Source organism: Mesorhizobium sp. C395A (assembly GCF_030323205.1).
GTDB lineage: Bacteria > Pseudomonadota > Alphaproteobacteria > Rhizobiales > Rhizobiaceae > Mesorhizobium.
This window is the reverse complement of sequence record NZ_CP100473.1, coordinates 5,923,896-5,938,737: the sequence shown is the minus strand read 5'-3', so window position 1 is coordinate 5,938,737 and position 14,842 is coordinate 5,923,896. Positions and strand designations below refer to the sequence as shown.

Annotated in this window: 9 protein-coding genes and 5 pseudogenes; 4 read left to right on the top strand and 10 right to left on the bottom strand. The window is 58.1% G+C overall.

The annotated features are described in order from the left end of the window. Window positions 1-36 precede the first annotated feature (36 nt). Window positions 37-516: pseudogene (locus NLY37_RS28760) on the bottom strand (IS91 family transposase); the annotation flags it as partial. Between the two features lie 372 nt (window positions 517-888). Between NLY37_RS28760 and istA the strand changes: the two are divergent. The 3 genes and pseudogenes from istA to ltrA all read left to right on the top strand — a co-directional run bounded on the left by istA (window position 889) and on the right by ltrA (window position 5,183). Then, window positions 889-2,406, top strand: a pseudogene (gene istA, locus NLY37_RS28755) (IS21 family transposase). Continuing rightward, window positions 2,403-3,215, top strand: coding sequence for an IS21-like element ISRm9 family helper ATPase IstB (istB, locus tag NLY37_RS28750; RefSeq protein WP_023743425.1), 813 nt, complete (start codon window positions 2,403-2,405; stop codon window positions 3,213-3,215). The pseudogene istA and the gene istB overlap by 4 nt, the downstream one beginning before the upstream one ends. A gap of 747 nt (window positions 3,216-3,962) precedes the next feature. Then, window positions 3,963-5,183 carry a group II intron reverse transcriptase/maturase gene (ltrA, locus tag NLY37_RS28745; RefSeq protein WP_023743424.1) on the top strand — a complete coding sequence of 407 codons (1,221 nt, stop codon included), beginning with the start codon at window positions 3,963-3,965 and terminating at the stop codon, window positions 5,181-5,183. Window positions 5,184-5,263: 80 nt separating this feature from the next. Here ltrA and NLY37_RS28740 read toward each other — a convergent pair. Beyond that, window positions 5,264-6,013 (bottom strand): annotated as a pseudogene (locus NLY37_RS28740) (IS91 family transposase); the annotation flags it as partial. Window positions 6,014-6,046: 33 nt separating this feature from the next. Here NLY37_RS28740 and NLY37_RS28735 point away from each other — a divergent pair. Continuing rightward, window positions 6,047-6,328: pseudogene (locus NLY37_RS28735) on the top strand (transposase); the annotation flags it as partial. 335 nt (window positions 6,329-6,663) lie between these two features. On the opposite strand, the pseudogene NLY37_RS28730 reads toward NLY37_RS28735, so the two are convergent. The 8 genes and pseudogenes from NLY37_RS28730 to NLY37_RS28695 form a co-directional block, all read right to left on the bottom strand. Further along, window positions 6,664-6,744: pseudogene (locus tag NLY37_RS28730) on the bottom strand (helix-turn-helix domain-containing protein); the annotation flags it as partial. A 553-nt stretch (window positions 6,745-7,297) separates the two neighbouring features. After that, window positions 7,298-8,026 carry a methyltransferase gene (locus NLY37_RS28725; RefSeq protein WP_023743418.1) on the bottom strand — a complete coding sequence of 243 codons (729 nt, stop codon included), beginning with the start codon at window positions 8,024-8,026 and terminating at the stop codon, window positions 7,298-7,300. Window positions 8,027-8,242: 216 nt separating this feature from the next. Next, window positions 8,243-8,749 carry an IS110 family transposase gene (locus NLY37_RS28720; RefSeq protein WP_245271033.1) on the bottom strand — a complete coding sequence of 169 codons (507 nt, stop codon included), beginning with the start codon at window positions 8,747-8,749 and terminating at the stop codon, window positions 8,243-8,245. Window positions 8,750-9,373: 624 nt separating this feature from the next. Further along, window positions 9,374-10,483, bottom strand: a complete 1,110-nt coding sequence (locus tag NLY37_RS28715; RefSeq protein WP_031246698.1) for a porin — start codon at window positions 10,481-10,483, stop codon at window positions 9,374-9,376. A 394-nt stretch (window positions 10,484-10,877) separates the two neighbouring features. After that, entirely contained in the window at window positions 10,878-11,540 is a 663-nt protein-coding gene (locus NLY37_RS28710; RefSeq protein WP_084559064.1) for an antitoxin Xre/MbcA/ParS-like domain-containing protein, read from the bottom strand. A 239-nt stretch (window positions 11,541-11,779) separates the two neighbouring features. Continuing rightward, entirely contained in the window at window positions 11,780-12,001 is a 222-nt protein-coding gene (locus NLY37_RS28705; RefSeq protein ID WP_156933997.1) for a hypothetical protein, read from the bottom strand. Then, window positions 11,968-13,038 carry an ABC transporter ATP-binding protein gene (locus NLY37_RS28700; RefSeq protein WP_031246696.1) on the bottom strand — a complete coding sequence of 357 codons (1,071 nt, stop codon included), beginning with the start codon at window positions 13,036-13,038 and terminating at the stop codon, window positions 11,968-11,970. Before NLY37_RS28700 ends, NLY37_RS28705 begins: the two co-directional genes overlap by 34 nt. Before the next feature lie 16 nt (window positions 13,039-13,054). Beyond that, window positions 13,055-14,824, bottom strand: coding sequence for an ABC transporter permease subunit (locus tag NLY37_RS28695; protein ID WP_084559065.1), 1,770 nt, complete (start codon window positions 14,822-14,824; stop codon window positions 13,055-13,057). Between the last annotated feature and the right edge of the window lie 18 nt (window positions 14,825-14,842).

The window sequence follows — 14,842 nt, the reverse complement described above, 5'->3', positions numbered from 1 at the left end:
GCGCGATGTGATGACAAGGAAGGCGACGTCCCTGCTTCATGACGTGTCCTGGTATGGCGAATGTCCGGTGACCCAGTCGAATGTTTCGATGATGATCATCTGGCCTTGACGACAGGCGGGGCATTGCCTGAGGGAATGCCCGGTGAGGTCCTCGTAGCGGTCGCGATAGTCCTTTGCGGATCGGCTATCCGCCGGCTCGGGAACCGGCATGCCGAGCAGGTCGCGACAGCGGGCGAGCTTTTGCGCGCGATAGCGATTGCCGAGGAAGCCGTAGTAGCGGATGCGATGAAAGCCCTCGTGCAGGACGTGTGGCAGGAAGCGACGAATTAACTCATCGGCGGAGACGGTTATGACTTTTTGCCGATCGCCGGGCCGATAATCCTTCCAGCGGAAACGCACCGCGCCATCCTCGATATCGACGAGCCGGTTGTTGGAGATGGCGACGCGGTGCGTGTAGCGGCCGACGTAATCGAGGACCTGTTCGGGGCCGGCAAATGGCGGCTTGGCGTAGACGACCCTTGCGACAGGCTAAGCCCTGGAAAGGAGAATGGAATGTAGATCCTGACACCTTTCGAAGCGATCCAGAGGGTTCGACCCCCTCCCGGCAAAGGCGCAGCCCGCCAGCCGGAAGCGAGTCTTGCATGGGCGACGGCAACGCCGCTCGTGAAGCGTAAACAGCGGATGCTGAAGCCATGTGTGCGGCGCGGCAATCAACCTGGGAACAGCGTCAATCAGGATGGGAGCGTCGCCAGGGACGTCACGGAGGGAGGGCGTAGCCCGACTGGAGGGACGTTCCTGGCGACGGCGCGAACCCACAAAGGGGTTCACGCCGTCTGGTGATCGCGATGTGTCGGGTGCATTTCTTCTTCCCGCTCAAAGGAAGAATGAATGTCCGGCAGTCACATCACGGATCAACAATCGAGGCTCTATATGCAAAATCGCCAGAAGCACAGTGTCCCTGTCGCGGCCGCCAAATCAGGTTTCAGCCCATCCACTGGTTATCGGATCGAAGCAGACCCCCGTCCACCAAGCGAGAAGAAGGCCAAACACGAACGACGTCGGCCTGATCCATTGGAAGGGATATTCACCGAAGAGGTGGTTCCCATGCTGCAAAGCGCTCCCGGCTTGCGCCCTGTCGGCATTCTTCGTGAGCTTTGCAAGCGTCATCCCGAGCTCGGTTCTGGTATTCGCCGCACACTCGAGCGCCGGATCCGCGCATGGCGCGCGATCCATGGAGGAGATCAGGAGGTCATATTCCGGCAGGTTCACGAGCCGGGACGCATGGGGCTGTCGGATTTTACCCACGCACCGCACCTCAAGGTCACGATCGCCGGCGTGACCTTCGATTACCTGCTCTATCACTTCCGACTTGCATACAGTGGATTCGAGCATGCCGAGATTGTCGAAGGCGGCGAGAGTTTTTCTGCACTGACAAGTGGTTTGCAGAACGCCCTTTGGTCTCTCGGCGGCGCGCCGCGCGATCACCGCACGGACAGTCTTTCGGCTGCATTCCGCAATCTCAATGCCGATACCGCACAGGATATGACAGATCGGTATGAAGCGCTTTGCGCCCATTACGGCATGAAGGCCAGCCGCAACAATCGCGCGGCGTCGCCCACGAGAACGGCGCGGTCGAAGGATCCCATGGCGATCTGAAGCGGGAACTGGAGGATGCTCTTCTCCTGCGCGGAACGCGTGACTTTGCGGACGTCACCAGTTTTGCCGCCTTCATCGACGAGGTTGTCGGCCAGCGCAATGCCCGTCGGGCAGGGAGATCGCCATTGAGCGCGAAAGCCTGCTGGCGCTGCCGCGCAAGCGCCAGCCCGAAGGCGAAGACGAGATCGTCTACGTCACCAGCAGTGGAGGGTTTACCCTTCGCCGGGTCTTCTACACCGTTCCTTCACGGCTGATCGGACATCGGCTGCGCGCACGGCTCTTCAAGGAGCATATCGAACTGTTCCTCGGCGGCACGTCCCTGATGAAGCTGCCGCGCGTCAGAGGCCAGCTCGGCCCCACCCAGCATGTCGTGAACTACCGTCACGTCATTCATTCCCTGCGCCAGAAGCCGGGAGCTTTGCCCAGACTCGGCTATCGCGATCAGCTCTTCCCCAGGGATGCCTATCGCAATCTCTACAATGCCGCCATGGAGAGGCTGCCGGAACGCGATGCCTGCCGCCTGACGGTGGAACTGCTGAGCCTGGCCCATGAACGCAATGTCGAGGCCGCACTCGCCCACGCCATCCAGGGCGAGCTCGATGCGGGAACCTTGCCGACGCTTGACGGCATGCGCGCCCGGTTCGCGCCGAACCCGGCCTGTGTCCCGCAGGTCAGCGTCAATCCGTCAATCTGGGTAAACTGGTCGATTACGACAGGCTTATCGGCAGCCGCGTGGAGGCCGCGGCATGAGACCCAACGATCCTGTCGATACCGCACGCTTGTCCCTGATGCTCACCGATCTGCGCCTGCCGGGCATCTCCAGGGCCTGGCACACCTTCACCGAGCGGGCTGACACCGAAGGCTGGCCAGCTTCCCGGCTGCTGGCGGCGCTTGCTGAGTTCGAGGTCGCCGAACGCGAAACGCGGCGTATGCAGCGTCACCTCACCGAAGCGCGTCTTCCTCCAGGCAAAACCCTCGATGCCTTCGACTTCACGGCTGTGCCCATGGTCTCCAAGGCCCGGGTCATGGCATTGGTCGCCGGTGATGTCTGGTTGAAGAACGGTGCCAATCTGATGCTGTTTGGCGGACCGGGTGGCGGTAAATCGCATCTGGCGGCCGCCATCGGCGCCGGGTCGATCGAGAATGGTTGGCGTGTGCTGTTTGCACGGACCAGCGACCTTGTTCAGAAACTGCAAGCCGCGCGACTCAATCTCGATCTCGAAGGGGCGATCGCAAAGCTCGACAAGTATCATCTGCTGGTGCTCGACGACATGGCATATGTGACCAAGGATCAGGCTGAAACCAGTGTGCTCTTCGAACTGATCAGCGCAAGATACGAGCGCCGCTCGCTTCTCATCACCGCAAATCAGCCCTTTGGGGAATGGGACAAGGTCTTTCCAGATAAAGCCATGACTTTGGCCGCCATTGACAGACTGGTTCATCACGCCACCATCTTCGAGATGAACGTCGAGAGCTTCAGGCGCAAAACTGCAATATCCCGCCTGACGGAAAACAGCGATGGCGCCACGGCAACGCTGGCCTCAGCCCTCGCTGATTGACGCGCCGCGACAAACAAACATCAGTATAGAGTGTCGCGAAAATCAAGGCCGGCCTCCGTCAAACGGAGGCCGGCTTTCTGCTGCGATCACTGCGGCCCGCGACAAACATCTCTCATCCAGATTGACGCTCCGCGACAATCTAAAAGCCGGCCGCATTGACGCGCCGCGACAATGACGAAAATACCCATTGCAACTCACTGATCCACAGTCCATCTTCACCAAATCGCGACCACCTGACTCTTCATCCTGATCGTCGCGCTTCCCGTCCAAATTGTCGCGCCACACATGTGTCAGCCTCGAGATTATGTGCATGCGGAGGCCTTCGGCGTGGGTAGCCCGGGGGCAGCATCGTCGGCCTCCCATGTTCGTGCTCGCCGAGGCGCTCCCGATGAGCGTGGAGGGCGCTCATCGAGTCTGGACCCATGGTCAACCGGCGGTCCCTGTTCCGGCGTACTTCGCTTGTGGACGCGCATGTGGGGCCTGTGACCGAAACTATAAGGGAGCAGGTATGCGTGAGCGGGAAGTCGTAGCGTCTTCATAGTAGCGGTGAAGACGGGGAACTGGGCTCACCGGGACCCGACGGAGCGAAGGGAGGCGTCATGTATAGAGAACCGTTGACCTGAAACATGGGAGGGGGCTCTGAACCCCACAAACCTGTCTACGAACCGACAACGGATAGCCGAACTGGCGAGGACGAAACGGGGTGTGGCGCTGTGCTCGCTCCACCGTGTCATCGATCTGGACTGGATGAAGGAGGCCTACCGGCTGACCCGCAAGGATGGTGCCCCTGGCATCGACGGCGTCACGGCGGCGGACTATGAGGTGAACCTGGAGACCAGACTTCTGGACCTCCTGGAGCGCATCAAGTCCGGCCGATATCGTGCGCCGCCGGTCCGGCGGGCCTATATACCCAAGGCGGATGGGTCGCAAAGGATGCTCGGCATTCCGACCTTCGAGGACAAGGTGGCGCAACGCGCCATTACGATGGTGCTGGAGACCGTCTATGAGGAGGATTTCTGCCCCTGCTCGTATGGGTTCCGACCGGGCCGCTCGGCCCATCAGGCGCTCCGCAATATGCAGAACGTGCTGTGGGCAAAGCGGCTCTATTGGGTGATCGATCTCGACATACAGAAGTACTTCGACTCGATTCCGCACTCTCACCTCCGGGCGTTCCTCGACCAGAGAGTCACGGACGGCGTCATCCGACGGATGATCGGTAAATGGCTGAACGCAGGAGCCGTCGAAGACGGTCTTCTGCGCCGAACGGCCGAAGGATCCCCGCAAGGAGGCGTGGTCTCGCCCTGCCTCTCGAATATCTTCCTGCACCACGTGCTGGACGAATGGTTCGAGACCGAGGTGCGGCCGCGGCTCCGTGGGGGCTGTACCATTGCCCGCTACGCTGACGATGCGCTCATGGCGTTCGACAACATCGTCGACGCCCAGCGTGTCCTGGCAGTGCTGGACAAACGTCTTGGACGGTTCGGGCTTACGCTCCACCCCGACAAGACGCGTCTCGTCGACTTTCGCCCGCGAAGGACGGAGAGCACACGGCATCCGGAGACGGATGGCACCAACTTCGACTTTCTCGGCCTGACCCATGTGTGGGGACGGTCGCGCAGAGGCAAGGACATGGTGATGCAAGTCACGGCCAAGGGCCGTTTTGCTCGTGCGCTGGCTGCGGTAAGTGACTGGTGCCGGAAACACCGGAACTGGTCGATCCGCGATCAGCATCGCCATCTCTCGTCCATGATGCGGGGCCACTTCGCCTATTATGGCGTCGGGGGAAATGCTCGGCGATTGCGATGGTTCGCCCACCAGGTCGTGAGGATATGGCAGAAATGGCTATCTCGGCGAGATCGTCAAAGCGTGTTCCGATGGATCCGCCTTAACGAAATCCTGAAACGCCATCCGCTGCCGCCAGCCAGGATTCTTCATTCGTTTGCCACCGTGAGCGAAACTCTACCATGAGGAACCGGATGCGGGAAAACTGCAGGTCCGGGTCTGTGAGGGGTGGGGGCAGTAACGCCCCCACCTACTCGGCAGTCGACCTTTCGAAGCGGTGCCAAAGTGCGCCGGAAGGCATCGCGCTCGCGCAACGCCTGCAAGTCAGAGAAGACCTTCAAAAGGCCGGCGTCGAAGGCTTTCTCCAGGTGCTCCAGAAACAATCGCCGAAACAGGCGTGAGAGCACCCGGACCGGCAAGAAGAAGCCCGGTTTGCAGGCGATCCATCGCGTGCCGTCCGGCGAGAACCCGCCACCCGGGACGACGCAGTGCAGATGGGGATGGTGCAGCAGATTTTGCCCCCAGGTGTGCAGCACGGCGAAGAAACCGATTTCGGCGCCGAGATGCTTGGGATCGGCGGCGATGATGCGCAAGGTCTCGGCGGTGGCGCGGAAGAGCAGGCCGTAGACGAGTGCCTTGTTCTGATAGGCAATGGCGGCAATGGGCCTTTCAGATCATCGCCCCACATGACGGTTTCGCCGGCAGCGTGAAGACGACATGAAAGTACTGTGTGTCGAGAAGCTCGGCGCGACGATCCTCCAGCGATTTCGCACGGGCGAGCGATTGGCAGCGGGGGCAATGCCTGTCGCGGCAGCTGTTGAAGGCAATGCGCCGGTGGCCGCATTGATCGCACGCTTCGACGTGCCCGCCGAGCGCGGCGGTCCGGCACAGTTCGATCGCCGTCATGACGCGGTGCTGGGCGGTCGACAGCGACGCATCATGCCATCATGCTGTGCGCGATAGGCTTCGCCGTAGCAGCGGAAGATATCCGCTACTTCCGGCCCCGAGCGCGCCATTGCCGCCGCTCAGAAGTATTGCGGCTTGGCAGGCGGCGTGCCTGGGGCGAGGTCATTACATTCTTCGCGTTCCCTGACGACGTCCGTCGGATCATTTACACCACGAACTCAATAGAGGCGTTGAACTCGAAGCTCAGGCGGGTTGTCAGGGCCAGGGGCCATTTCCCCAGCGATGATGCTGCCACCAAGCTGCTCTATCTGATCTTGAACCGATCGGAAAAAGAGTGGAAAATGCCACCTCGTGAGTGGACCATAGCCAAAGCCCAATTCGCCGTCATCTTCGGCGAGCGCTTCATCAAGGCCATGGCGGCGTGATGTTCAACCGCCCGCCCGCACACGGAATTCCTGACAGTCCCGCGCAAGCTTGTCCCACCGCACTCCTGGTGCAGCCGCAACATAAATTTGGCCGCAACATAACGGCTATAGCCGTAGCCTCCGGGATGGACCGCACGATACTCCTCCCACAGGATCATCAGCGTGATGCCCGGCTTCTTCAGTTCCAGCGCCTGTTGCGCCCAGTTCGGCTCGGGAAGCCGGCGCAGGCCCTGCTTCACTCCCGCCCTGGCAAACAGCCGGTTCTCCAGCGTATCGTCGGTCAGGTCGCCCGGCAGCGGCCAGCTCAACTCCGCCGCGGCCGCCCGCTTCAGATTATCCTGCACGGTGCTGCGCGCTATTCCCAGTCTCTGTGCAATCTCGCGGGCGCTCGTTCCGTCACCGGCAAGCCGCAGCATTTGTCATAAGTGTCTCATGGTCAGCCTTCTCTTTGCCGGCATCACGCGCCCCTTGTTCAAAAGGACCGTCATGCCAAAGTTGCTGACCCAGATGTGTTCTCTCTAAATTTAGCCTCGTTAAAGTGGCCGGATATTGATCGGAATCCTGGCCGGCTTCATTCCGGACTGGTAGCCGGCTTCAAGTTGGAATACCCGGCCGGATAACCTCGGAATCCACAATTGTATCGACATCAATCATGACTTTCGGTCGATGCTGTCGTCCCTCACAATGATGAATTCCACATGTCCGGTTTTGAGTTTTGCTGAGTGGCAACCGCGATTCAGGGTAACTCGTCTCTGAAACGCAAATCGCCTGCTGCTGATCACGCATATTCTATGCCAATGCCAGAAGACGTTTTTGTCAGCATGATAGCTTGATGGCTGCTCTGTCTCATGCCCACTGTTGGGTTTCAGACAATAATGTCGGTCGAAGACCGTCGGTCGCTGGCATCGCACGTTGCCCAGCCAATGGCGATGTGATCGGGGCGGCAGTCGTGCTGAAAGACGCGGCTCCTCAACAGGATGAAGGCGCTCGTCGCCTATCCGCTTCTTCAGATCGACCTGGGTGTCCCGCCGAAGATTTGCGTATGGAGAACATCCGGTAGATTTGGTTCCCCTTAGGGGCGGTACCGGACGCGAGAAGCACGGAGGCGAGATCGTTTGCATCTATGATTTCCGAGAGAAGATCGTCGCGCGCACCGCTGGAGAAACCTAGGAGGATGCAGCCCGACTCTGTGAGGAATTCTGTCCCTTGCGATAGGAACCGGCTGAGCAATCTATAACCCGGATCGATAGCTCCTGGTTCGAGATTATCCTTATACTCGTAATCGTCGGGCGCAAAGATCGACGGGTAGTTCCAAAATATAAAATCGAATTTTCGATTGAGGGGAATATCATTGAAAATGTCGCTTTCGATCACCTCGGCGTTCTGGATGCCGTTTCTTGCAGCATTTTCTAATGTGTTCGCCACCGCCTTCGGGTTGATATCACAAGCAAGCAACGAAAGTGCGCCGAGCTTGGCGAGGTACAGTCCTGGCAGGCCGAAGCCGCAGCCGATTTCCAGGATGCTTTTCCCGGCGACAGGAGGAAAATTATCAGTAAGCCAACGCCAATTCTGGAATTCTAGTGGTGAAAATACCGCTTCGTTCACAATCAAATCCAACCCAAATTCTTTGATATGCGCCGGAAAGGTGCATTGTTGGCTGAGTTTTAGTCTCATCCTGATCTGGGCAACGTCTGTCATATCTCTGCTCTCCTCACACCGTCTAAAAATTTTCCGAGTAGTTGACGACAGCTAGGTAGGCATCGAGGAAAAATATTGCGTCCTGCCGTGTCTCCCTGAACTCCAGAATTCATGGAAGAACATTTTGAGTCAACTATCACGATAACTTTTCTATGTTAAATTATCTTCATACGATCAACATGTTGTGGCAAATAATTGTGATATGTTTCGCGTTCGTTACGTCAAATATACATAATATTTTCCGACCTTCGCAGAGCCCGTAGGGCGCGATGGAAAATCGGTCCAGAATCGGAGAATTTTGAAAACAACATAGCAGGCGCATGTACCCGCCTGAAAGATACGCGCTGGTGTATCCTCCGCGGCGCGGCCGCGCTCACCTGTCAGCCCGGCGATCCTACCATCGTCCAACATGAAGGCCTCGCCTGGATCGCTTTTGCCCCCGGCGGCGCGGTAGCGCGGCCTGCAGGCCTTGACGACGTTTGGATGGATCGGGATCACGGGATACCCGGCCTCGACCAAGGTATCGACGATCAGACCGGATGGTCGCTCGATGGCGATAGGCAGTTCGGCCGGCGCCGCCACGCGCTTGAGCCGGGCTACCATGTCGGCCAACCCAGCAGCATCGTGGCGGACATCGAGACGGACGATGACCTGGCCGACGCCGTCAATAACGCACAGGGCATGGCTTACGCCGCCCCAGTCCAAACCTGCGTGAAATGGCATATGCTGATCTCCTCGGATTGCGATAAACTCACCCGAGCTGGGAGATCGTACGGATCGCTCACTGACAGGCGCTCTGGCTGGCCAGCACTGGCGCTTCACCCTGTGGTCCGTCGCGGCCTCACGGCACCTGCCGCGCGGCGGATCTCATGCGGGCAGTCAACCGGCAAGCGTGATTGGCCGTCACGGCAGAGGCTCGGGCTAGCGGATGCTACGCCACTTGATCGCTTCGCACCCGCCAGCCCAAAGGTGCACCAGTGAGCGCGATCGATGACATGGGGCTGTCGGACGGCTGGAGGCCTGGATGGCCGTCAAGACCAACACCCGTCCGCTGGTGCGGACCGTCTCGGCGCTGGATAGCTTCGTAACAGCGGCGGTCACCGGGCCGCGGTTCCCGGATCCGCAAGACTGGATGTGCCCGGTCATGGGGTTGCCGCGCGACGTCTTGGCCAAAGGCGCCCTTCGCATCGGCGGCAGGCTTCGATCCCGGAGGTGCGGACCTAAGCACTTTGGGAGGAGCCGCCGATGAACCCTTTTTGGGTAAGCCGCTTAGCCAACACCGGCTGGAGGAGCGAGTCTAGCACCCAGTCGTATGCGACGGGCGCTATGGGTCAATGCTTCGCTCCATCAGAACGAGCGCTGGAAGCGGAGGATACCGCCGACAGCATTGCTCTTGCCAACAGGGATGCCGGTCCAGTTGTAACCGTTGCTGTCGTGGTCGTTATGAGCCCAGTCAACTTCGGCCGTGATCGTGAGACCCGGGACGATCTTGTAGGCGACGTTCGCCGCAAGGCCAAACTCTTTGGCTTCATCATACGACACCTGGAGGTTGAACGCGGTCTTCTCGTTTAAGGTGTAGGTGGCGCCACCCCAGACTGCCCAGTTGCCGCCCCACTGCTTGTAGAAGCCGCGGTCGCCGGCGGGGATCGCATAGGTCGGGTCGTTGAGATTGTCGTCAGTGCCGTAGCCGGCCATGATGAACAGCGCCAGCGCCTCGGTCGCAGTCACGTCCAAGCGAACCTTGCCGGCCACCTCTTCGTAGTTGCTGTCATAAGCAACGACGCCGGTGACGGCGCCCCAACCCTGCGTGTACTTCACGCCGCCGACGACATGCGGAACGTAGCTGTCGATCGTACCGACCGTGCCAGAGCCTTCTTCGAGCGAGACCACGGCCGAGAAGCCGTTGCCGGCATCGAAATAGTACTGCACGACGTTAGAGTCGAAATCACCATAGGGAACCAGCGTATCGTTGATGACGTTGCCGGCGTAACCGATGAACGAATCGAAGGCCGAATCGTCCTTGCCGACACGCAGCCCGCCGAGTTGAATCCAGGCATAGTTCAGCGAACTGCTGTTACTGCCGTCGGAATAGTTGAAGCGGAAGTCAGTGTAGGTCTTCAAGGTGCCGAGCTCTGTTTCCTGACCAGTCCAGGTCCTCAGCGAGAGGCGGGCCTTCTTGTGCCAGGTATCGTTGATACTGCCGTCCTCATGGTCGACAGCACGACGCTCGTCGAACGAACCTTCTTGGCCAGCCGAAGCATCCCATCGGACATAGCCACCGATGCGCAGGCAGGTTTCGGTGCCAGGGATGTAGAAATAGCCGGCGCCATAGACGTCGCAAATCTTGACGTACTCAGCTGGTTCCGGCTCGGCGACAGTAACGGCATCAGCCGCGCGTGCGCCGGTGACCGCGGCCAAGGCCGCAGCGGAGCCGAGAAGAAGGCTCTTGATGTTCATTTTGATCTCCACTCAAAGGATTAAAAAAAGGGCCAGGGTGTCATTGCTGAAGGACTGCATCCCCTCCCCATTCCCCACGATCGAAAAAGATGCGCGTCGCGCTGCTTCTTCGCAGTTTGACGATATCCGCGATATTAAATAACGCAAGATATACGGCGAGCGAATCAGAGATATATAAAACAACGTTGCGATTATGTCACGAAAATCGAATACATATACTGTACAATTCGTGCAAACTATACAAACAACACATGCTGGACAGTTCGCACAATATTGCAAAATACATTAGCCAGAGCGTAGTGGGCGTGCGACCCTCAATAGGGCTTTCACAGGCTCATAGCGACCAACCGATTGCCGGCGCACTGATTTTGCAATTGCCTTCCTCAGTTGGGCTTCACGTCGAGGAATAATCTCGTGCGGCCAAGATGACTTCTGCAGCCAGATCTTGTCTGAGCATTTCTATGGGAATTCGGCCATCCAGCCGCGGTGAAGGCGAGGTCAGCCAAAGCCATGCCGGTCTGGGATTGGGGATCAAGGAGAGCACTTGTCGTATCCCCGGCGCAGGCCTGCCGTCGATGAACTGAGCCAAGGGGAACACATGCTTGCGCGCGCCCTTCCGCAATGCGACCACGTCGTTGTGCCGTTGCCACCAATGCAATGTCGATCGCGGTATGTGGAAGTGTTCTTCCAGATATGTGGGCCCTGCAACCTGACCCGCCCAGTCTTCAATGCGCAGGCAATCGCTTTGCTGATCCCGCACTTTTACTGCGCACCCATGCGCGACCTCAGTTCGTGCCGTGAGCGAATTCGCCTCACGGGCGAGCCTCCGAACAAATTCGGAGGCCAAGGCGGTCAAATCGTCATGAATCCCTTGTGGGCGAGTTGCATAAAGTGAATCGGCCGCAGTGATATTGCCAGTCCCCATATGCGATGAGATTGAACTCCTTTCCTTTATAACCTCTTCGTGCTGAGCCAGAACGCGCTGGACCTCTTTTGCAACCAAGCTTGAAAGCTCGTCCTGGTGAGGTTCATTTCCAAAATCAAATGATTTTGTCATGTGTGGCTCCCCCTGCCGCCTAAGAGTCCGCTTGAATCCACCTGCGGTCGAATTGTGATTCACGCGATATATGTGGGCACAAGACGCGAGGCCGGATGGCCCAGATCGAGCGGAAGGCAAAGTTATCCGACCGATCTCACTGACGAGGAATGGGAGCGGATTCCGCAGCTGCTGCAGAAACCTAGTGCCGAGGACAGTCAGACGCTTTGATGGTGGGACGATCATTGTCCTACAGTCTCTCATAGCTGCGTCCAGCATAGCGCCCCGGTATGTACGCAGCCCTGATGACCATCAATGCGTGACTGGCCGCGGACGACATTGAAATCAGAAAGCTGCGCATCACCCACGTGATAGGTGTTGGTTTCGTGTTCAATGCCGCCAAGAGCGACAAGCTCATGATTGTCGCATTTCCCAAAAAAGCCACGATTCAATTCAACACGATACAGTCGTTCGCCTTCCATGAGACGGTGACTGGCTCTCCACCCGCAAATTCGGTCTGCCCCCTATTCTGCTGCTTGACCGTAATGATTTCATTTTCGCAGCGAACCGCATAGCGCGTCATCTCGCCCAGAAACAGTACATCTTCGACGACCCCTTCAAGGACATTCTGTGCATTGGACGTTCCACCGCGTGGGCTGATATCAACATGCTCCGGCCGGACAAAAAGCCATCCCGCCTCGCCCCCCGATTGCCCGGACAGGCGAGCGACGCCTGCGGTTCGGTCGCCGATGATCACCTTGCCCGCGCCCTTCTCGATACGATCAACACGGCAGGGGAGAAGGTTGGACTCGCCGACGAAGGAGGCGACGAAGCGGTCCCGTGGATTATAGTAGAGGTTCTTGCTGTCGGCGACCTGCATCAGCCTGCCTTCGTTGATAACGGCAACCCGATCGGACATGGTGAGCGCTTCGTCCTGATCGTGAGTGACGAAGACGACCGTCATATTCAGCTCCTTCTGGATGCGCATGATCTCGATTTTCATGTATTCGCGCAGTTTTCGGTCGAGAGCACCGAGCGGTTCATCCATCAGCAGGACGCTCGGGTCGAAGACAATGGCACGTGCAAGCGCAATGCGCTGCTGCTGTCCGCCGGAAAGCTGATTAGGGTAGCGGTCGCGGTACTCGACCATTTTAACCAACTGCAAAGCGCGCAAGACTTTTCTCTCGGTCTCTGATCGAGTCACCTTGCGAACCGTGAGGGGAAAAGCAACGTTCTCAGCCACCGTCATGTGTGGAAATAGGGCATAGTTCTGGAACACCATGCCGATTCCACGCTCATACGGAGGCATGTCCGCGATCGAGCGCGGACCGAGCAATATGTCGCCGGAACTCAGCATTTCGAAGCCAGCGATCATTTTCAACGCCGTAGTCTTGCCCGAACCAGAGGGCCCGAGAAAGGTCAAGAATTCGCCTGGCTGAATGTAGAGATCGAAGTCGTGCAGCACGTGGAGCGCGCCATACCACTTCTGGACATTCTTCATCTCAAGGCTGGTCGACATAATCGCCTCCGTTTGTCTATTTGCCCGCGCTTGTCGCGGTTCTCTTTTCAGTGCGTAATCTGATCCACTGAGCGGTCACAATTCCTACAATGACGAGCGCGACCATGAAGGTGGAAGCTGCACTGAGAAGCGGGTTCACCTGCATTTGAATATCAGACCAGAACTTGATCTGCAGCGTCTGCGTCTGCCGCCCCAGGAGGAAGATGCCGACGAGCAGTTCATCGAACGACGTCAGGAAGGCGAGAAGGCTCGAAACGACTATGGCCGGTTTGAGGATCGGCAACGTTACCAGGCGAAGCACCTGGATGGGGCGCGCGCCATGAACGGCCGCGGCCCTCTCGAGCGACTGGTCGAAACCACGCAAGGCGGCGGCCATGACCACGATTACGTAGGGCACTGACAAAAGAACATGTCCAATCACCAGGCCAGCGAAGCTTCCAAGTAAATGGATGCGCGCCTCGAAGACGTACAGTGACGTTGCTATGACGACGACAGGCACCATGAGCGGCGACAGCGAAAAGAGGAAAAGCAGCCTCTTGAGGGGCAGAGTTGCGCGGACCAGCCAAAAGGCGCCCATCGTGCCGACAATTGTCCCAAGGAACGAGGTCGTGAGAGCGAGCTTTACGGAGAAGAAAAAGGAATTATGCCAGTCCGTGGCGTTCGCCAACCTCTCCCACCATTGCAGGGAAAACCCCGGAGGGGGAAATACGACAAACGGAGACGAACTGAAAGAAAGCACGACCACGACGATCAAAGGCGCTGAAAGAAACACGAGAACGACGATCGTATAAACCCAAAGCCAGCGCGATTTGCGGGTCAAAAGCGGCTTGGTGGTCGCATGAACCAGAGTTTCGACAGCAACCAGGAGTGGCTCCAAAATCCGTTTCGCGCGCTTTAAGGCACGGGACCTCGCGCCAGACGGCCGGTTCGACAGTTCTGCGATCGAGGAAGACCATATCGACTCGATGGGAATGATGAGGCTTGCAAGGAAAAGGATTGCGAACGTGATGACAAGGAGCACGATTGACGTCGCATTGCTGAGTTCGAAATTCAGCAGAGTCGTCATCTGAGTGACAATCAGCTGCGATATCATGGTGGCATGCGGTCCGCCGAGGATGGCCGGCGTTATGTAGAAGCCGATCGAACCAATGAAGATCAGGACACCAGCAGCAAACACGCCGGGAAGCGACATTGGGAGATAGATCCGTAGGAATGCCTGTACAGGTTTCGCACCAAGGATCTGAGCCGAACGCGTGAAGTCGTGCTCGATTCGTACCATCGACGAGAACATCGTAAAGATGGCCAGCGGCAGGAGCACATGTGTCATGCCGATGACAACCGCGAATGTCGTATAAAGAAGTTGCAGGGGCTCACGGATGACGCCAAACCAGATGAGCGTATTGTTGATGATGCCTTCTCGCCCAAGAATTACCAGCCAAGCATAGGTGCGAATAAGAAAAGCTGTGAATAGCGGGATGAGTAGGAGGATGGTTACAATCAACGATCCGCCCGGTCCGGTCTTCGTCAGTAAATACGCAACGGGGTACGCAGCCACTAATGACAGAACGGTGACGATCAGCCCAATTTTCAGCGTGTAGAGCAGGATCTTGAGGTTGGTCTCATCGGAGAATAGGTACGTGTAGGGCGTAAAGTTCAGTTTGGAACCTTCGACGCTATCCCATGCGATTGCCGAGATCGGAATGACAAGAAACCCAATCAGAAGGATGACGAGCGGTCCGGCAACGATGCCCCCACGGATCCAGCGATTTGCCAGCAGTCCTTTCATGTAATCTTGTCCCCTGGC

What these genes read in the sequence shown, in the direction of transcription:
- NLY37_RS28720 (WP_245271033.1), bottom strand. Translation starts at nt 8,749, where the DNA reads ATGCCATTTCACGCAGGTTTGGACTGGGGCGGCGTAAGCCATGCCCTG.
- NLY37_RS28705 (WP_156933997.1), bottom strand. Translation starts at nt 12,001, where the DNA reads ATGGAAGGCGAACGACTGTATCGTGTTGAATTGAATCGTGGCTTTTTT.
- istB (WP_023743425.1), top strand. Translation starts at nt 2,403, where the DNA reads ATGAGACCCAACGATCCTGTCGATACCGCACGCTTGTCCCTGATGCTC.
- ltrA (WP_023743424.1), top strand. Translation starts at nt 3,963, where the DNA reads ATGAAGGAGGCCTACCGGCTGACCCGCAAGGATGGTGCCCCTGGCATC.
- NLY37_RS28715 (WP_031246698.1), bottom strand. Translation starts at nt 10,483, where the DNA reads ATGAACATCAAGAGCCTTCTTCTCGGCTCCGCTGCGGCCTTGGCCGCG.
- NLY37_RS28725 (WP_023743418.1), bottom strand. Translation starts at nt 8,026, where the DNA reads ATGACAGACGTTGCCCAGATCAGGATGAGACTAAAACTCAGCCAACAA.
- NLY37_RS28695 (WP_084559065.1), bottom strand. Translation starts at nt 14,824, where the DNA reads ATGAAAGGACTGCTGGCAAATCGCTGGATCCGTGGGGGCATCGTTGCC.
- NLY37_RS28700 (WP_031246696.1), bottom strand. Translation starts at nt 13,038, where the DNA reads ATGTCGACCAGCCTTGAGATGAAGAATGTCCAGAAGTGGTATGGCGCG.
- NLY37_RS28710 (WP_084559064.1), bottom strand. Translation starts at nt 11,540, where the DNA reads ATGACAAAATCATTTGATTTTGGAAATGAACCTCACCAGGACGAGCTT.